The 17,603-nt window shown below is 54.2% G+C and carries 16 protein-coding genes and 1 pseudogene; 7 read left to right on the top strand and 10 right to left on the bottom strand.

Annotated elements, in window-relative coordinates; genetic code table 11:
* Positions 1–19 precede the first annotated feature (19 nt).
* Positions 20–370: a hypothetical protein gene (locus L9059_RS01990; RefSeq protein WP_247286668.1), complete on the bottom strand. Its 351-nt coding sequence runs from the start codon at positions 368–370 to the stop codon at positions 20–22.
* Between the two features lie 364 nt (positions 371–734).
* On the opposite strand from L9059_RS01990, the gene L9059_RS01985 reads away from it, so the two are divergent.
* Both L9059_RS01985 and L9059_RS01980 read left to right on the top strand, forming a co-directional pair.
* The gene (locus L9059_RS01985; RefSeq protein WP_247286666.1) at positions 735–1,505 is read left to right on the top strand and encodes a hypothetical protein; all 771 of its coding nucleotides are present in this window, start codon (positions 735–737) and stop codon (positions 1,503–1,505) included.
* Positions 1,489–1,629 carry a hypothetical protein gene (locus L9059_RS01980; protein WP_247286664.1) on the top strand — a complete coding sequence of 47 codons (141 nt, stop codon included), beginning with the start codon at positions 1,489–1,491 and terminating at the stop codon, positions 1,627–1,629. Before L9059_RS01985 ends, L9059_RS01980 begins: the two co-directional genes overlap by 17 nt.
* Before the next feature lie 486 nt (positions 1,630–2,115).
* Here the strand turns inward: L9059_RS01980 and L9059_RS01975 are convergent, their stop codons facing one another.
* Together L9059_RS01975 and L9059_RS01970 are read right to left on the bottom strand one after the other, a co-directional pair.
* Entirely contained in the window at positions 2,116–2,388 is a 273-nt protein-coding gene (locus L9059_RS01975; RefSeq protein WP_247286662.1) for a hypothetical protein, read from the bottom strand.
* 99 nt (positions 2,389–2,487) lie between these two features.
* A complete protein-coding gene (locus L9059_RS01970; RefSeq protein WP_247286661.1) occupies positions 2,488–2,811 on the bottom strand; it encodes a hypothetical protein in 324 nt (107 codons plus the stop codon).
* Between the two features lie 1,118 nt (positions 2,812–3,929).
* On the opposite strand from L9059_RS01970, the gene L9059_RS01965 reads away from it, so the two are divergent.
* Positions 3,930–4,139, top strand: coding sequence for a hypothetical protein (locus L9059_RS01965; RefSeq protein ID WP_247286658.1), 210 nt, complete (start codon positions 3,930–3,932; stop codon positions 4,137–4,139).
* 468 nt (positions 4,140–4,607) lie between these two features.
* On the opposite strand, the gene L9059_RS01960 is transcribed toward L9059_RS01965, so the two are convergent.
* The 3 genes from L9059_RS01960 to L9059_RS01950 form a co-directional block, all read right to left on the bottom strand.
* Positions 4,608–5,549: a Bug family tripartite tricarboxylate transporter substrate binding protein gene (locus L9059_RS01960; protein WP_247286648.1), complete on the bottom strand. Its 942-nt coding sequence runs from the start codon at positions 5,547–5,549 to the stop codon at positions 4,608–4,610.
* A gap of 84 nt (positions 5,550–5,633) precedes the next feature.
* Positions 5,634–7,160: a tripartite tricarboxylate transporter permease gene (locus tag L9059_RS01955; RefSeq protein WP_247286646.1), complete on the bottom strand. Its 1,527-nt coding sequence runs from the start codon at positions 7,158–7,160 to the stop codon at positions 5,634–5,636.
* Between the two features lie 14 nt (positions 7,161–7,174).
* Positions 7,175–7,645 (bottom strand): tripartite tricarboxylate transporter TctB family protein, encoded by a 471-nt coding sequence (locus L9059_RS01950; RefSeq protein WP_247286645.1) that lies wholly within the window; start codon positions 7,643–7,645, stop codon positions 7,175–7,177.
* 680 nt (positions 7,646–8,325) lie between these two features.
* On the opposite strand from L9059_RS01950, the gene L9059_RS01945 reads away from it, so the two are divergent.
* The 3 genes from L9059_RS01945 (at position 8,326) to rarD (ending at position 11,450) form a co-directional block, all read left to right on the top strand.
* The gene (locus L9059_RS01945) at positions 8,326–8,673 is read left to right on the top strand and encodes a RidA family protein (protein WP_247286643.1); all 348 of its coding nucleotides are present in this window, start codon (positions 8,326–8,328) and stop codon (positions 8,671–8,673) included.
* Positions 8,674–8,710: 37 nt separating this feature from the next.
* Entirely contained in the window at positions 8,711–9,952 is a 1,242-nt protein-coding gene (locus L9059_RS01940; protein ID WP_247286632.1) for an NAD(P)/FAD-dependent oxidoreductase, read from the top strand.
* Between the two features lie 550 nt (positions 9,953–10,502).
* A complete protein-coding gene (rarD, locus tag L9059_RS01935) occupies positions 10,503–11,450 on the top strand; it encodes an EamA family transporter RarD (RefSeq protein ID WP_247286622.1) in 948 nt (315 codons plus the stop codon).
* Between the two features lie 41 nt (positions 11,451–11,491).
* On the opposite strand, the gene L9059_RS01930 is transcribed toward rarD, so the two are convergent.
* Positions 11,492–12,424, bottom strand: coding sequence for a LysR family transcriptional regulator (locus L9059_RS01930; protein ID WP_247286620.1), 933 nt, complete (start codon positions 12,422–12,424; stop codon positions 11,492–11,494).
* A 176-nt stretch (positions 12,425–12,600) separates the two neighbouring features.
* Between L9059_RS01930 and L9059_RS01925 the strand changes: the two are divergent.
* Positions 12,601–12,967, top strand: a pseudogene (locus tag L9059_RS01925) (DUF4113 domain-containing protein); the annotation flags it as partial.
* A gap of 133 nt (positions 12,968–13,100) precedes the next feature.
* Here L9059_RS01925 and L9059_RS01920 read toward each other — a convergent pair.
* The 3 genes from L9059_RS01920 to L9059_RS01910 all read right to left on the bottom strand — a co-directional run bounded on the left by L9059_RS01920 (position 13,101) and on the right by L9059_RS01910 (position 17,224).
* On the bottom strand, positions 13,101–13,610 hold the full coding sequence (locus tag L9059_RS01920) for a DUF2513 domain-containing protein (RefSeq protein ID WP_247286618.1): 510 nt from the start codon (positions 13,608–13,610) through the stop codon (positions 13,101–13,103).
* A gap of 283 nt (positions 13,611–13,893) precedes the next feature.
* On the bottom strand, positions 13,894–15,522 hold the full coding sequence (locus L9059_RS01915) for a BCCT family transporter (RefSeq protein ID WP_247286616.1): 1,629 nt from the start codon (positions 15,520–15,522) through the stop codon (positions 13,894–13,896).
* Between the two features lie 55 nt (positions 15,523–15,577).
* Entirely contained in the window at positions 15,578–17,224 is a 1,647-nt protein-coding gene (locus tag L9059_RS01910) for an amidohydrolase (protein ID WP_247286614.1), read from the bottom strand.
* Positions 17,225–17,603 lie beyond the last annotated feature (379 nt).

Raw genomic sequence — 17,603 nt, 5'->3', positions numbered from 1 at the left:
GCCGATCAACAGGCACGGTTTAACAGATGGGCAATGACGGTGACTGACAGTGTTCAGCTTCCATCTCGGCCTTGAAGCCTTCAGCTTTGGCTTTGGTTACAAAGTGGTAGAGAACCGCGTCTTCACAGGGGTCGGATTGAGTGTCCTCAACTACCCAAGGCTTTTTGCGGCTCTCACTTTTGCGCAAGGTGAAGCGCTTTGGCTGCGCCATGTCCTTGTCGCCGGTGCCGACTACGCCGACTTCGCCATATTGTGAAGGTGATTTGCCGGCGTCCTGCTGCAACACCACTGAGCAGGCATTGCCTCGTGAGCCGCCGGCCGCCACATGGGAAGAGCTCAGTTGATCTTTGCTGCTGGTAAGTTGGGCCATGTTCGTGCTCCGCTTCGTGAGTAATGGGAGCGGATTCTGAGGCCGGTAATGGAAGTGCCAGAACCCCCAACGTGGATTGCGCGAAATCCGCTCAACAGGCGGTGCCTCCAACCTCTTGAGTATGGTTCCGTCGCCGAACCGTCGCCGCCCTACAAGCGTCACCGGGCCGTGAGTTGGGTTTGCACCCAGCACTCTCAGTCACTTGAAAAACGACGATAGGGTTTGAACTGGAGGTGGGTAGAACCCGGGTTATGCTGTCGATCGACTAGCAACGCGCACTATTGATAGCCCACCTCCAGCAGATGTTCTGAGTAGTGTTGCGGTGACGTAACGGCCCGGAGGCCAAAGAACAGGGAACGCACCGTTGAAATCCAGCCCCAGATTTTGGACGACCGTCGAAGAGAAGCAGCTCAGGTTGCTCTATCCGAATACCCCTATGGCAGAGCTCACCACACTATTGAATCGACCCGTGGGTGCGATCGCGGGCAAGGCCAAGACCCTTGGCTTGAAGCGCACCGAAGCGTTTCGCGCTGGAGAGCACGGTGGCCGGCTGCGTCCTGGTAATTCCCGCGGCGTTTCAACACGCTTTCAGAGCGGATGGAAAGAGAACTCCCCGGGCGAGAGGCGAATATCCAAGCGCGGATCTAAGCACAAGCTCCTCACAGAGATGGGCGCAAAATGGCTCCGCCAGAACGGGTTCGACGTAATTGCCACTGAGCACAGTTGTGAACAAAACCTCGAGCAACCAGGCGTTGTCGCCTTTCGTAGCAATTGCTCAGCTCTTATTGAAGTCATAGCCAATCGCGATTCCCTTGCCGATTGTAAAGATCACAGGGGAGGGATAGGGGTGTACCGCTTCTACCTCTGTCCGGAGGGGGTACTTACGCCCGATGACCTTCCACCGAGATGGGGTCTCCTTTATGCAAGGGGCCGGTCCGTTGTGGAGATAGTGAAGCCGCGTGGCAACCTCTGGCCGGGCCTTGGGCCGCATTCCCCTGATGCTGAGGTCACTTGTGTTGAGTGGCGTGCCTACCAGCACGTTCCTGATGATATTGCCGAGCGTGCGGCTCTGTTTTCCATCGCCTGCCGGCTGTCCGCCCCCACAAAGAAGGTCAGAAATGAACAAGCGCAATGAACACGTGATGACCTGGTTGGCCCATCTGAGGCTGGAGGGTATCTGTCCGGACTGTGCCACAGAGCGCCGCGCAGAGATCATGGCCACGCTGTTTCGCTACGCCTTTGGCACCGGCAGCGTCTGATCAAATAAGTCTCCCCGTTGAGACGCGATGCCCAGGTTGTCGTTGAGTTGAATCTGCAGCCGGGGACCGTGCCGTGGCTGGGGGGTGGAAACCTGGTTTGGTCATCCGCCCCACCCGGCAGGAAATCCGGCTTGCCCTTAGCTGAAAATCACTCTCCGTTCATCCTCCGAGCTAGCAAGCGGCGTCGACACGTTGGTTCCCCAGATCTCGAGCATTCATCCTCGTCGCTGCAGGCGACCGAATATTGAGCCTGGTATCCAGAACAACCGATCCCTGATGCCAGCCCGTCAGTCGCCGGCGTGAGCCTGACGCGACGATTGATCAGTGGGCAGAGAGTATTGTGGGAATTATTCATTAAGGGCTTCTCGTTTTGTGGTTTAGCCCTCAGCTTGGCGTCACGACACTGTCGAGCGGGGTGCGAATCAAGCACTTAGCAAGGAAAAAGTCCGCTCATTGGCGGACTTTGGAGGGGGCGAGCCGCAACGGCTAGTCGTTGGGTTGTCGTATGGGAGCGGCGGCCAGAAACTGGTGTCCTTTTGCAGACACCGCGAAGTGTGGAACCAGCGCAGGACCGTGAGGAACATTCTTCCTCTCCACCAACTCAAGTTTCTCCAGTTTCCGCATATCGACCAGCTTTCCCCAGAACTCACCCTCCATCTCAATGCCGCACATGGTTGGGTAAACATCCTTGCCTTGCTCTGCCAGTCGTTTCAGGCGACTGATGTCCGAAGGCTTCAAGCTATCAAGCGCTGTGTCCATGGTGTTGATGTCCTTGCTGAGGGATTGGCAGGGGGCGCTGGGGCGCCCGGTCGACTTAGCGCAGTCGAACATGCCATTAACCGCGGTTGCTGTTGCGGCCTACTTTTCGCAGTCGAAAACGATGGCGCTGATAGTCACGTGGGCGACGACTTCGCCCAGTGCGTCGATGCGCGAGAACGTCTTGTAATGCCGATCGACCTGCAGGCGATCACCGTCATCCAGCCCAAGCGACCAGTCTCCGCCATGGAGTTCACCGAAGCCGTAGTACTCGGGACTTTCTGCGAAGCGTCCGCACTCCGATACGGTTGGGTTCTGGATGTTGTCACCTTCAAATTCGAAACGAAGGGCAGCGACGTTGAAGTCGCAGAGGTTTGCAGGATCCAGTGCAACAAATTCAGGGCTGGTGACGGCCTTAAAGGTCACGGCTGCTCTTTCTTTGCTCCAGTCCCCGGTAGCGGCCACCAAAGAGTTTGGGTCCAACTCCATCGTGGCGCCAAGATCGACTTTACCTGCCCTCATCGGAGCAATTAGTAGTGTGCCTCCCCGCTGCACCGCGACGTGATCGGGGTTAATCCTCAGGGCCGTTCCACGGTACTCCTTAAGGAGGGCGGCGAAGGCAGCGCAGAGCGTACTGAGGTTCGGCTGTTGTCCTGAGATCATCATGGTCACCAATGGGCTGAGAGTTGATGATCAAATTCTGAGCGCCTGTGGCGCGTGCCGGAACCGACAGCCCACCAGCCCAGTGCTTCTTCGCATCAAGAGAATCGGTCCGGTTGGCCCGGGCTGTTGGCACCCCAGTGTCCGGGCGTAGAGAAGGGGGGAGGAATCTGGGGCCCGAGCTTAATTTCATCTCACTTGACCACCTAATTGCATCGCCACTGACCAGTCGTTTGCATCCGACTTGACCAGTCATTTGCATTCGCGCTGACCAGCTGTTTGCAGTTGATGGGTGTCAGCGGGTGCCACTCAGGGGGAGCGCGTCAGCCAAGCACTGAAGGACTGCAACCGGCCAAAAGCTGCCAGTGACAAAAGGCTGCTTTCGACCCGTAGCTGCCAGTCGCGTACTATCCGAGCGTCACACTGCCTACTTCGTCGTGCGCAGCTGAAATTACGCGGTTTGGCTCGGAGAAAAGGAGATCCTGAGGGCGCTTACCTCCAAGCCACCCGTTAGGAGAGATAAACCAAAATGAAATGCCCCAACCATCTTTCAAGGGACAGAGAATAGACAACACATCTCGAAGCTCAGGAGTTGGACTGGCTCCGCCTTGCAATGGGAACGCATAAACTGGAAAGGACCTGAAGCCATCGTGATCGATCGAAAAAATTCGGTGGTCGGCCTGCCACTCCTTAAGCGCGGTACTGAGGAGCTCAACGTGGACACCCAGATGGTTAGCCAAATCTTGAACCAGTAGGAAGTCGCCGCTCGTCAGAATATGAGCTCTGCCGAGTGAAAGCATTTCTCGTTCTCTTTCTTCGCTAGTTCGACGCTTCTTATCTGATCGTGTAAGCGCCGCCTCTGAAGATGAACACCGCGCTAGCTTATGGTCCAGCGCTGGTTTAAGGCGGTTGGTACCGCCCGCGACCCGCCCCATTATTTCGTGCTGTGCTATGAATTGCGATGGAGCATCGAGGAATCTGCTGGCTGCTTTCTTAGATCTGCATGTGATCATATGCTGAGCTTTGACCACCACCTCATGCTGTTGCTGATGATCGGTTTCGTTAAAGCGCTGGCCAAGGAGCCTCGCGACTGAGATTGCTTCGGGGCAAACCGGCCTGCCTCTTCGGAGGCAGGCCGTTGGCCAGTGTGGCAGGCGAATCGCTTTGCCTGGATCGACCAAAAGGGGAAGTTGAAGATGGCACCGCAAACGGACGATATGCAGAGTTTTGTCACAGAACTAAGGAAAGTTGTGCATGCGGCGGCGAATGAAACCGAACTGCTTTCGCACGTCGGACCTTTGGTCCAGCGCATGGTCCAGCAGCGTAGCTGGAAGGGCCGATATGTACGATGCCGATCCGGAACTGGGCTTTGGCACGACGCGGCTACGCTGGCCATCGACACACCAGGTTGCAGGCACTCCTGAACAATCTGTGCTTTAAAGGATTTGGGATAAGAGGTTCTTTGGCGCATAGCAATCCTGATGATAAGGGCGATAGTGCCCACGTATTTTTAAGTGGACAACATCGCCCTTATTACTGGGATCAGGTAGGTGGGGGGGGCGTTACTTCCTGGCCTTGTCAGCCTCGTCTTTCATCAAGCTGTACGTCCCTTTCATATCGGCAATCCAGTCCGGGCCATGGCGGAAATCCACGACGGTACCCATGTTATTGAATGCCTCGAGCACCTTGGGATCCTGCATGACCTTGGCGCTTGCCTCAACGAGCTTCTCGACGACCTCATCCGGCACACCCTTGGGGGCGAAGATAGCCGACCAAGCCTCGAAGTTGCCTTTGATGCCGTAGTCAGCAAAGGTCGGAACGCCGGGGAAAGTATCCATCTTCTGATTCATTACCAATACCCGCGCCCGATCGGCCTTTACATGCGGAGAAAATGCCGGAGGGAAGGCGATGGCGGAGTCGATGTGTCCACCCACAACGGAAACCATGGATTCAGCAGTACTCTGCCCATGCACGTATTTGGGCGCGTAGCCGGCCTGAGTGGCAATTATGTTCCCCAGTACGGTGCCCGAGGAGGACGCTCCCCAAGAACCCATGGTCAGGGTTTTGCTCTGCGCGCCGGCAACGAACTCATCGAAGGTCTTGTAAGGACTGTCCTTCGCAACCACGATGCCCAGCGGTGCAGAGGTGATCTTCAACACAGGAGTAAAGCTCTCGAGGTTATATGGAGTCTTGCTGAAGTTCGGTGTTACGAACATATTGCTCAGACCCGCGTTGATCAGCGTGTAGCCGTCACTTTTGGCCTTCGCTACGAACATCGTGCCGATGATGCCGTTGCCGCCGGTCTTGTTGATGACCACGAACGGAACACCCAACTCTTTCTCCATTGCATCAGCCCAGATCCGAGTGGTCAGGTCGGAGTCGCCACCTGCATCCCAGGGAACGATGACGTTGATAGGCTTCTCTGGGTACGCAGCAAGCACTGAGCCGGAAGCTACAGTCAGGGCTGCGGCAAGCGTTGCCAGGGTCTTCTTGAAGCTCTTCATGGGTTATTTACCTAGGTTTGTTTTTGTCATTGTCTTGCGCTAGTTTGGTTTTACTCAGCGCCCACGTGGTGCGGTAGGTTGTGCTCATATGTCAGCTGCTTTGCGTTGTAACTGCGCTGAGTTTTTTGCTGTTTTTCTTTTCATACGCATGCTCGAGAACACGAAGAACGCGGACAGTGCCATGAATACCCAGGAGATCGGTGAAGCGAAGAGCAGGCGGTATTCGCTGCCCACGATGGACAGCGCCTGATCCAGGTTCTGCTCCATGAACGGAGTCAGGATGAAGCCCATGATGAATACCGCCGGGTTCAATCCGATCATCCGCATCCCATAGCCCATGATCGTAAAGGCGATCAGCAGCAGAATGTCGTTCATGTTCTGAGCGGCAGTGTAGGCACCGAAGAAGGCGAACACAGTGACGCACGGGAAGATGTAGTACCGCGGCAACGAGGCGACCTTTATAAAGAATTTAAAGCCTGAGCGCGCGATACCCAGCAGGAACAGGTCTGTTACCAGGAAACCAGCGAAAATCGCGTAGATGATCTCGGTGCTTTCGAAGAAAATCATCGGCCCGGGCGTCAGACCATGAATCAGAAAGGCCCCCATCAGCAGCGCGGCCACATCGTCGCCAGGAATGCTCAGGGTCAGCATCGGAATCAGGCTGGAGCCACATACCGCGTTGTTTGCCGACTCCGCTGCCGCAATTCCTTCAATCGAGCCGTTGCCGAACTCTTCGGGCTTCTTGGAGGTGCGCTTGGCCTCGCCGTAGGCGATAAATGACGCGGCACTGGAGCCCAAGCCCGGCAGAGCGCCGATGAAGGTACCAATAGCGGAGGACTTGAGGATTGTGCCGAGTACGCTGCGGTACTCCTTGAAGCTGATGCGGTTGTCAGCCCGATTCGGGGAATTGGTGATCTTCAGCGCACTGTGCGGCACCTTGCGCTGGCGGATAGCGTTGATCACCTCCGGCATGACCAAAATACCGATCAGCATCGGCGTGAAAGTGAAGCCACCCATCAACTCCGGAATATCGAAGGTGAAGCGCGATGCACCGGTGATGGAGGACATACCCACCATCGCGAACAGCATGCCTAGGCAGCAGGACAACAGTCCGCGCGAGATGGACTCGCCGGCCATGGAGCCGATGACGGTGAAGGCGAACAGCAGCAGGAAGACCTTCTCGATTGGGCCCGCTTGCAAGGCGATCGTGGAGAAGGGCGCGGCGACCAGGATCAATACCAGGGTGGCGAGCATCTCGCCGGTTACCGAGGCGTACAGCGACATATCCAGCGCTTTGCCGGCCTTGCCGGCCCTAGTCAGTGCATGCCCGTCCTTCGCAGTCAGGAACGACGACGCCGCTCCGGGGGTATTGAGCAGCACAGCGGAAATCGATCCGCCGTAGATCCCTGCCTTGTAAACCGCCAACAGAATGATGATGCCGGTGATCGGGTCAAGGTAGAACGTCATCGGCAGCATGATGGCGATGGCCATGATGCAGGAAATACCGGGGATGGCGCCGAAGATGATACCGATGACTACACCGGCAATGATGCCCATGATCGGGGCGACGGCAAAGACCGAGGAGAAACCGCCAAGAATATGCTCAAGCATTTAATTATCTCCTCTTACATCGACCAAATCGGCAGATAGACCCGAAGAAACTCTCTGGATCCGTAATAGATGGCCACTGTCGTAATCACCGACACGGCAATGATGGGCACCCATTTGCGACCGCCCAGCAGCGAGGCGACGGCGATCATGACAAGCGGAGTCGCCACCAGGAAGCCGACATACGGAACAGTGAGCCAATAGGCAATGAATATGCCAACGTATATAAATATGCCGGAGAAGCCGTCGGCAGATATCAGCTCAACATCATCAGTCCTAGCACCTTTGGTTAACTTCAGAATAGCCTGAAGAGCAATGGTCGCGGAGAAGACAATCATCAGACCCGCAACGATACGGGGCAGGAACATCGAACCAAGATCGCTGTCTGCTCCCCCCTCTACCAAGTGGTCGTTGGTCAGGATGACTATCGACATGATGATTAAGAGTGTCGACAAGGCTATATCTATTTTTCTTCTGTCTATTGTCATTCCTAGGTACCTTTTATGTTTATTTTGCTGACCTTGGCTCGATTGCGAGGCCGCTGTAAGCACGGCTATCCGCAGTCGTGCAACAACTGGAACGCAGGTCTCTTGGGTGGCCTTCCCACAGGAGTTTAATCCTCCTGAACATAGATGCAATTCGAAAAAATGTTTGAAATCATAAATTAATCTTATGATCTGTGACGGAGAGCTCCGCGGATCAATGTAGGCGTGCGACACATAAAAACATAAGTAAATCTTATGATTTATTAACAATTTGGAATTTGCAATTATATTTATTGATATAAATAATGGACATCTCGCGGTGTGTTGTCTTGGACGACCGAGATTGACCGATTAGAAACAATAGGAGAGCTTGGATCTATGTGAAAGCTGTGATCGTAGCTGTGCATTCTTGGTTTCTACGGCAACGCGTAACTCGTATCCCCCCAATTCTCCTTTGTCTTAAATTCGAAAACTCTAGAAGAGTCTTCATCTTAATTAGTAGCACGGCAGCAGTCCGGATAGTAAAGAAGTTGCTCGTTAACTTGGCCTACTTAAAGGTTACGGTCATTGCTAGATGAGCTGTATTCGGGGTGTACAAAGAGACATACAGATAATCGGGAAATGAGTGCTCTGCAGTTGCTGCAGGCCATAGCACTCAACAGTGGATTACAGGAGAACAAAAGATGATCCAACGCCAATATTCCAACCAGCGAATGAGTCAACTGGTGAGTTTCGGCAATCTGGTCTGGACCGCAGGCCAAGTAGCGAAAGACCCTTCGCAAGATGTAGCCGGCCAGACCTGTCAGATTCTGGCTCAGATTGATGCGTTGCTCGCCGATACTGGCGTCCACAAAAGCAACCTGATCAGCGCCAATATCTGGCTATCGGACATCCGCCAGTTCGCCCAGATGAATGAAGTGTGGGATGCCTGGGTTGACCGCGAGAATGCGCCGGTTCGAGCCTGTGTGGAATCCCGTTTGGCACGACCTGAACTGTTGGTTGAAATCCAGATAATCGCAGCCAAAGCCTAAGATTTTCGAGGCGTGGTGACTTAACTAGGTAGAGAGTATGCCGAATTCACATATTGGAGTATTGGGGGCTGGTGTTGTAGGTCTCGCTACCGCGCTCAGCCTGCAGAAGGCGGGTTACAAGGTAACCCTGATCGACAAGGAGGCGCCGGGTATGGGCGCATCGTTTGGCAATGCCGGTCTATTCGCCGATTATGCCCGTGTACCGTTCACCAAATTTTCGATAATGCGCAAGCTGCCGGAGATGCTGCTTGACAAGACAAGTCCTTTATCCGTGAAGGGTAACTACCTCCCAAGCCTGATGCCTTATGGCTGGGAGTTCTTCAAGGCCTGCTTCCGCGACAGGTACGAATACGGCAAAGCTGCACTGAAGTCGCTTCAGAATATCAGTCCCCAGGCGGATCAGGAGCTCTTGTCACTGACCCAGACCCAGGATCTCGTCAGGTCCAAAGGTTGTCTGGGGCTCTTCGCCACGGAGGAAGGATTCGCTAGTGCGCGCAATGGCGATCTGCAGGAGCGTCGGGAACAAGGCACCAACCTTGAGCTTCTGAACCCCAGACAGATACGTGACTTAGAGCCGGACTTGGCGGACTTCTATGCCGGCGGGGTGTTCTATCCCGACACCCGCTTCACGGTCAGCCCGGTAGAACTGAGCCGTCGTTATGCACGGCATTTTACCGAGCACGGCGGGGTAATCCTTTGTGACAAGGTGCAGACCTTACTATCAGGCGCCCGCGAAGTGAAGGTGCGTCTGAGCGACAGCACGCTCAAGTTTGATCAGGTAGTGGTTTGCACCGGCGTCTTTTCCAAGGAGATCCTGCAGTTGCTAGGCGTGAGAATTCCCCTAGTCAGTGAGCGCGGTTACCACCTGATGCTGAATATAGGAACAAAATCACTAACTCGCCCGGTAGGCTGGCTGGATAAGGCGATCTTCCTTACGCCCATGGCAGGAGGTGTGCGCCTGGCGGGCAGCGCGGAATTTGCCTTCGCGGATGCCCCGCTCAATCAGGCGCATGCCAACACCATGCTGACCCATGCAACGACGATGCTCGGTCGCGCCCCGCAGATCCAGTCGACCTGGGTGGGCAGCCGCCCATCGACACCAGACTCGCTGCCAGTGATAGGTAAACTGCTTCGACACCCGCGGGTAAAGGTCGCGTTTGGCCATGGGCATCTGGGACTCACCTTCGCCGCTCTGACCGGGAAGCTGATCACAGAGTGTGTGCAGGACAAGGCAACTTCGGTCGACCTGCAGCCGTTCTCTGCTACCCGTTTCGATTGAGGGACGGACATATAATGCTCAAAGATAGCTGCAACTACTACAGGTTGGCCTTGGGGGAACTCTCTAGCGCGCTACTTGGGGATTCCACGCGCACTTGGACCACAGTCCTCTCCAGCCTGTTCCAGATGCCGCTAGTTTCCCATTTACTTAGGCGGGCGCAGTACATCGTCTTCAGTGACGCACTGATCGCGACCCGTCTCAACGACGTCGGTATCGCTGACGAGCCGGTGTAATTTCCAGCATGCAGCGCAGAAGCAGTTCGCCGAGGTGATCCTGCGAGGCGAATGCCACGATCTGGATATAGCACTGTTCAAAGACGAACTGCGGTCCGTGCCCTAGGAACTGCTGGCTGACTGCTGGCTGGAATCCGCAGGCGGGTGCAATCACTCTGGAGTGCACCGGCCCTTTCGCACTTTGTCCCTGAAGTTGCAGCAAAAATTCGGTCTGCCCATCTTCTATCTCAGCAGCCTTGCCTGAATGGTGGATGCGGCGGTCGACCGGAAGGTCGCCTGAACACCCATAATTTGAAACTACTCATCCGGATCGACACATGAATCTATCTCACCTGCTCAAGGGAGGCCTCTTCTTGACCACACTGGCCTATGTGATTTGGGGCCTGACGCCGCTGTTTTACCAGCACCTGAGAGATGTCGAAGCGATGGAAATTTTCTCCATCCGGGTACTTTTTTCTGTCCCGCTCATGGTTTTATTGCTGTTGCTGAGCGGCACACCGGTGCGTATTTTCAAGGTGCTGACACAACCAAGGACGTTCTTCTGGCTATTCCTTTCCACAGCCTGTATTTCCACAAGCTGGTACCTCAACACCTGGGGCTCCATCAACGGTCAAGTGCTGATGGTTAGCCTGGCGTACTTCCTTACCCCGCTGATTAGCATCCTGATCGGGGTACTTTATCTGCGTGAGCGACTCACGCTGCTGCAGTGGGTCGCACTGGTCTTCTGCGCTTCAGGTTTTCTCTATGCGTGCACCAGCCTGGATAGTTTTCCCTGGCTGGCCATCGGGATCGCCGTGGCTTTCGGCAGTTACGGGGTGATCAAAAAACAGGTGAGGATCGACCCGCTCAACGGTTTGTCAGCCGAGACGCTACTGATGGTGCCGTTTGCGCTGTTCTACTTGAACGGGTACATGACGGAGCAGTCGGCCTGGGCAGCGAAAGAGGGCGGCACACATATCCTGCTGGGATTGACCGCGCCGATCGTATTGCTGCCCCTTGGGTTGTTCACCGTTGGCGTGGCGCGCCTGCAGAACCTCTCGACCATCGCGGTCCTGCAGTACATCGAGCCCACGCTGTACTTCCTGCTGGCGGTCTTCGTGTTCGGTGAAGCGATCGACATGAATCGCATGACCACCTTCATGCTGGTCTGGATCGGTTTCATCGCCTTCTCCATCGATGCACTGCGCCGCGTGAAGCAGACCAGGCGCTCAGCCAGCCCCCCCCCTGAGCCTGCGGCGGGCGGAGCAAGGCGAACCGGAAGCTGAGCGTCCCGCAGATGCCTGCGGGCTACTCCTCTGTGCGAATCCTAGGTGCCCCAGTTCAGAAATACTTCGGGTTGTTTGATGACGTTCTCAATCCTGTCGCGCAGGAGATTGGCAAACTCCAGGATGATCATGGAGGGAGGGATGTCCGCCGGGAACACCATCCCGACCCGCAGGTACAGCGACGGCTCAAAACGTCGGAACACCACTTTGCCCTGTTGTGCGTAGGAGGTGTAGCTGTTGGCCGAGACTGCGTCGACGATGCAAACCCCGAGTCCCCGCTCGACGAACTTGAGCGCTGGGAGAAAGAAGCGGCACTGCAGGCGCACGTTCATGCGATGTCCGCTCGCCTCGAATAGCTTCATGAGGTCGTGGAAAACCATGTGATCCGGATGGAGGGTGATCATAGGTGCCGAGTCGAGTAACTCCGGGGTGATAACCTCCTGCTGCGCCAGCGGATGCTCCGCCGGCAGGGCGCAGACGCAGGGCAGTTCGAACATCAGGTTACGCCCCGTTTTCGACTGGTGCGTGGAAATCTCCGCTAGGCCCAAGTCGTATTGGTTGGAGGCAACCCACTCGATAACCGCATCGGACGTACGCGTCTGCAGGGAGGCCTGGACCTTCGGGTGTTCCTCCAAGAAGTCCGCCAGGATATCGGGCACGAAGAAAATCGACGGCCCCGGCATGCAGCCGATCCGCAGGAAGCCGTATTGCTTGTTCTGAATATCCTGAACGGTCTGGCTCAAGTCCTGGATACGAGAAAAGATCGCCTCCACCTCCGTGTACAGGTAGCGTGCTTCTGGGGTCGGGTAGAGGCGTTTCTTGCGCCGCTCAAACAGCTCGAAGCCGATATCCTTCTCCAGCGAGTTGATCATCATGCTCACCGCCGGTTGGGTACGAAACAGCTGGGTGGCAGCCTGCGAAACCGAGCCGGTCAGTATGACCGCTCGGAAGACTTCCATCTGCTTTAGATTCATAGCCTTACTCTTTTTATAAATTGTAGTGATGCAGGCTACCAAAATCAGGTCGATCATTTATGTATTGCGCAGTATAACGCATCAGGGCGTCATGCTTGATCGGTCCCGTACGGGCTCCCGGCTGAGCCTGGGATGGCGTAGGGCAAGTACTTTGTATAGAAATGACAAGGCGGCGGCAGTATGCGAATAGTGTCATCGTTGATCTTCCCTACCCTACCGACGATGTTCGGATGCTTACCAAGGCAGCGACCGAAGCCGTTGAACGGGTGTATCGGGCAAGGCTACCGGTATAGCAAAGCCGAAGTGATGCTGCTGAATCTATGTCAGCCAGGTGAATTCACTGATGATCTTTTCGCAAGCACCCAGCTAACCGACTCGACAAATGTTATGTCCGTACTCGATGAAATAAACAATCGCTGGGGTCGCGGTACGCTCAGGGTGGCAAGTGTTCCATCAAGTCCAGAGTGGGCCATGCGCCGCGAGCTGATGAGCCAGAGCTACACGACTAAACTCGATGAGTTGTGGCGTATCAGTTGCTCGTAGCACCTCCGCCCTTCGGTTAACACTTTTCGACAGGCAAACATCCAACCAACCAGGCTTGTGCGTTTAGATCCTATGCCATCGCGTGTCCGATTGCGGGTCATGCGCCGTGATCGAGGACGACTGCATTAGCCCGTCATGGCAGCTCAATCCCTAGCTTCTCCTTAAGCACTTCTTTGCCATAGGCCTTCTCTTGCTCAAGCAGAATGCCTAGGCCAGCTACACCAGCCTTTTCGGCCCCTGCTTTAGTCCGCCGCCAGACCTCACCGTCGCGGACGGTGTCGAGAAACTCGTGGCCTTTGTAGGTCAGGCGCTTGGGAAGCCACTCAAGACCATCATCCGAACTGAGATCCTCTCCCACGATAAACCCTGCTTCGTGCAGCAGCATCACATGATAGGAGACATCCAATGGCTCCCGTCCCTTCAGATGGAGAGGTGTCCATCCCAACGGATCCTGTTGGCTGTCCTCGACAGCAACAGGATCTCGCGCACCAGGTGTTTGTCGAGCTTCATCCAAGTGCATCCTTTTTATAGGTGATAAAGGACTGTTGCCGCTGACCGAAAACTGACCCATCCTGCCGATTGAAAAATGCCCCAGCTGATTTGTTATCAGCAGTTGTGGAATAGCGTAGCTGCGTAATTGCATGGACTTGACCATCCTTTTGCACTCGACTTGACCAGTCGCATGCATCGAATTTGACCAGCGCACGGGTACGCCTTGACCGGCAGAAAGCGACCCATTGCCGACGGTCAGGAGCGGGCAACGAATCTAGCGTCTTTTCTTACCCAAGAGACCTTACGGCACATAGCTTGCGAGCACTTTAAGGCTCATGCGATCAAGCAACATTCCTGTACCGCATTGGCCTCCGAAGGGAAATATAGTAAGGGACTGCATAAGCAGTCCCTATTTGCAGAGTTAGTGCAGGTCATCACTCCGTTGTTTTATACGCAATTCCCTCTAAGGCAACGAAATCATCTGTTTTATCTTCGGGCTGGCTCTCCTTATGTATCACTTCGTTAACTTCCTTCGAATGTTCTTTAGCGTACTCAAATTTCAACGAACGCAGCAGTGACCAAACCATAAAGCCGATACCGATGGCGAAGGGGCTCCCCGCCACGATGGAAGCCGTCTGCACCGCTTTCAACCCGCCGCTCAGCAACAGTACGATGGCTAGTAATCCGGTAAATAGTCCCCAGGTCATTTTCATGCCAAGGGTGGGTTCATAGACGCCTTTAGACATCTGCATCGCGACGAAGAAGCAGGCAGAGTCGGCAGAGGTTATGAGAAATATCACCATACTGCAGAACACCACCAGGCTGAGGAAGCCACTCATCGGGAAGCTTTCCAGCAACACGTAGATACCCGCACCAACGTTGGCCTGTACCGCGTCAAAGATCTTCACTTCGCCCGCTGCTTCTATGCCGATGGCAGATCCGCCTATCACCGAGAACCACAGCATGGAGCAGACAGTGGGAACTAGGACCGCAAATATAATGAATTCACGTAGGGTACGACCACGAGAAATTCGTGCGACAAAACCACCAACAAAGGGGGACCAAGAGATAACAATCAGCCAGTAGAAAATCGTCCACCAGTTGATCCAATCCGTCTTTTGCAGCGGATCGGCCCAGAAAGTCATTGGCAATAAGTTACCAAGGTAATTGCCAATGCCGGTGACAAAATAGCGCATCAGGGTATTGGTTTCGCCCGTCACCAGGATAAAGACACAGAAGGCGATAACGACGACAACATTCAGGGTACTCAGGAAGGCCACCCCGCGCTTCAGGCCGGATACTGCCGACAGGGTGTACGCCACCGCCAGGAGGGCAATGATGATGATCTTGCCGACATTCCCGGTCTCAATGCCGAAGATGTGGCCGACACCATAGTCGATGGAGATGACGCCCAAGCCCAACACGGTGGCGATACCGCCGATCGTGGCAACCGCACCTACCAAGTCCAGCAGACGCGCCCAGATACTATTTTCAGTGCGCTCACCCAACAGTCCATAGAGGGCAATGCCGATATTCATCGGTTTTCCGTAACGGAAAGCTGGAAATGCGATGCTCAGGCCGACAATGCAGTACCCCATCCAAGTGTGCAGACCCCAGTGTAGGTACGTGATCTGAAGCGCTACTGGAATGGCTTCCGGTGTAGCAGGTTTCGCCATATAGGGTGTCTGCATGTAGTGGTACAACGGCTCGGCCACGCCCCATAGCAAGAAGCCGACACCTATACCGCAGCTGAACAGCATGGCTACCCAAGTAAAGGTGGAGAACTCCGGCGTATCCTGAGCCTTGCCCAGTTTCAGGTTGCCATAGCGACTAAAGCCGATCCACAGGCCGACTCCCACGTAGACTGCCAGGGCTAGAACGTAAGCCCAGCCAAACTGGCTACTCAGATAGCCCTGTGCATCACTGGCGTAAGTTTTCAGGGTTTCTGGACTGATCACACCCAGCGCCACAATCAGCAACGTGATGATCGCTGTGGACCAAAACAATGGTTTGTCGTAGTCCCCGAGAAACCCATATCTTTGGGATTGCATTGAGTTATTCATAACAAATCTCCTACTTGTATTTATTTTAAGAGCTTTTTGATTGACCAATGAATAACTACTTCTGGTAAACGATCTCCCCATCGGAAACAGTCATTAGCACCTTCTGATTGGCAATTTCATCCAGGGGCACAGATAGGAAATCCGCATCGATAATAACCAGATCCGCCAGTTTCCCAACCTCGATAGAACCTTTTCGATTTTCGTGATAGACGGAATAGGCGGCGTTCCAGGTATAGGCGCGGATCGCTTCCAGCACGCTGACGCGCTGCTCTTGACCCATATCGTAGCCAGTTAAACTCAGTCGGTTGACCGCCGCGCTGATGGCATCGAATGGTTTGTAGGATTGTACGAATGCATCGGTACTGATTACCGCTGGTATACCTTCGTCTAGCATGTCACGTAGCGGACAGAAACGTTTGGCACGGCGTTCGCCGTAAATTTCGACCAGATCGTCACCGGACTCTTCGATCTGTCCGGGCTGAGTAACTGGAATCACACCGAGGCGCTTGATCCGTGCGACCTGTTCCCGAGAGGGGCCGTGACAATGTTCGATACGATGACGGGTATCAGAGCGCGGAAACCGGCGATGGGCTTCTTCGATGGCATCCAGCACGATATCCATGGCCATATCTCCCTGGGTGTGGACACCGAATTGCATGCCACGACTGTGGGTATCGATCAGGGCTTCTTTAAATGCATCAATATCCCGCCAGTAGGTGTATCCACGACCAGCACTCTTATTACATTTGCAGCCATGATCTCCCTGCGGTTCCTCGGCGTAGAACAATGCAGTTCCGCCTATTAGGGCGCCATCGCAATAATATTTCATCGGTCCAATGGACAGCAGGTCATTCCCAATATGATCGGTAATACCCAGTTCGTTGATCGCATTTTGATGATTAGATAGATACATGCAGGTGGTCTTGATTGTGAGTTTTCCCTGCTTGCGGGCCTCCATATAACCGGGCATTTCTCTGGTGGTCACCTGAGGGTCTACCACAGAAGTAATACCCACTTTTAGATAAGCCTTGCAGGCACGATCAATATCACCCACCAACTCTTCCAGCGGCAGGTCATAACCGATATCCGGCCCGTGGTGACCGACATTTACACTGGTGGGAGTCACGAGTTGTTGTGCGCTGTCATAAGCATACCCAGTAATACGCCCCTGATCATCGCGGACAAACATGCCACCATCAGGGTCTGGCGTATTGTCATCCACACCGGCAAGCCTCAGCGCGACGCTGTTTACCAATACGTTATGACCGCTGACATGCACGATGCACACCGGGTTATCGGGAGAGATATCATCTAAGTCCCAGCGAGTGGGAATTCTTCCATCGCCGTACTTCTCGTAGTTCATGCCCCAGCCGCGAACCCACTTACCGGGCACACAATTTTCAACGGCATGGCTAACGGCGTCGCGTAACGCAGCAATTGAAGAGACGGCAGGGTAACCGAAATCGACGGTGGCAAAGGCAGCCCCCTGGTGAGTAAGGTGATTATGGGCGTCGATAAAACCGGGCATCAAAGTCCGCCCCTTTAGGTCGATCACCACAAACCTGTCGTCGGCCAGCGTCATTATTTCGTCGGTAGTGCCAACAGCTTTAATATGCTGTCCTTCTACCAGAACCGCCTCACAAATACGGTCATCTATATCTACGGTGATAATCTGACCATTAATAAATGCGTAATTTGCCATATGAGTCTCTCTTTATTGACAATCATGCCAGCCAAATACGTTCTCGCACTAAATTTCCGCACGAATATTTACACTCTAGTAAATAGCCAGCCCTCATGAATTGATTACATCTTCTTAGACAGGCATGCCTAGTCACCCCGGAGCTAGCAGATTAAGAAAGGCATAGACTGGGTAAAATCACAAATTACAGAATATTACTTTAGGAATCACCGAAGTAACCTAAGCTATTGAAAAATCTCTTTAACCGCCTCACGAAAACACAAGCTAAAATTGCCATAAAGATAAGGAATTCGTGCACAGCCTGTCGTTCAGGTATTGCCAAAAATATTGCTACCGATGCCGAATGGCACTGCTAAGATGGGTTTTTACAATAGTAGAG

Source organism: Pseudomonas violetae (genome assembly GCF_023072615.1).
Taxonomy (GTDB): domain Bacteria; phylum Pseudomonadota; class Gammaproteobacteria; order Pseudomonadales; family Pseudomonadaceae; genus Aquipseudomonas; species Aquipseudomonas violetae.
The sequence above is the reverse complement of the archived record's forward strand: the minus strand, read 5'-3'. Positions and strand labels throughout refer to the sequence as shown.

What these genes read in the sequence shown, in the direction of transcription:
- L9059_RS01980 (WP_247286664.1), top strand. Translation starts at nt 1,489, where the DNA reads ATGAACAAGCGCAATGAACACGTGATGACCTGGTTGGCCCATCTGAGG.
- rarD (WP_247286622.1), top strand. Translation starts at nt 10,503, where the DNA reads ATGAATCTATCTCACCTGCTCAAGGGAGGCCTCTTCTTGACCACACTG.
- L9059_RS01915 (WP_247286616.1), bottom strand. Translation starts at nt 15,522, where the DNA reads ATGAATAACTCAATGCAATCCCAAAGATATGGGTTTCTCGGGGACTAC.
- L9059_RS01955 (WP_247286646.1), bottom strand. Translation starts at nt 7,160, where the DNA reads ATGCTTGAGCATATTCTTGGCGGTTTCTCCTCGGTCTTTGCCGTCGCC.
- L9059_RS01950 (WP_247286645.1), bottom strand. Translation starts at nt 7,645, where the DNA reads ATGACAATAGACAGAAGAAAAATAGATATAGCCTTGTCGACACTCTTA.
- L9059_RS01940 (WP_247286632.1), top strand. Translation starts at nt 8,711, where the DNA reads ATGCCGAATTCACATATTGGAGTATTGGGGGCTGGTGTTGTAGGTCTC.
- L9059_RS01910 (WP_247286614.1), bottom strand. Translation starts at nt 17,224, where the DNA reads ATGGCAAATTACGCATTTATTAATGGTCAGATTATCACCGTAGATATA.
- L9059_RS01930 (WP_247286620.1), bottom strand. Translation starts at nt 12,424, where the DNA reads ATGAATCTAAAGCAGATGGAAGTCTTCCGAGCGGTCATACTGACCGGC.
- L9059_RS01945 (WP_247286643.1), top strand. Translation starts at nt 8,326, where the DNA reads ATGATCCAACGCCAATATTCCAACCAGCGAATGAGTCAACTGGTGAGT.
- L9059_RS01920 (WP_247286618.1), bottom strand. Translation starts at nt 13,610, where the DNA reads ATGCAATTACGCAGCTACGCTATTCCACAACTGCTGATAACAAATCAG.
- L9059_RS01975 (WP_247286662.1), bottom strand. Translation starts at nt 2,388, where the DNA reads ATGGACACAGCGCTTGATAGCTTGAAGCCTTCGGACATCAGTCGCCTG.
- L9059_RS01990 (WP_247286668.1), bottom strand. Translation starts at nt 370, where the DNA reads ATGGCCCAACTTACCAGCAGCAAAGATCAACTGAGCTCTTCCCATGTG.
- L9059_RS01960 (WP_247286648.1), bottom strand. Translation starts at nt 5,549, where the DNA reads ATGAAGAGCTTCAAGAAGACCCTGGCAACGCTTGCCGCAGCCCTGACT.
- L9059_RS01965 (WP_247286658.1), top strand. Translation starts at nt 3,930, where the DNA reads ATGGTCCAGCGCTGGTTTAAGGCGGTTGGTACCGCCCGCGACCCGCCC.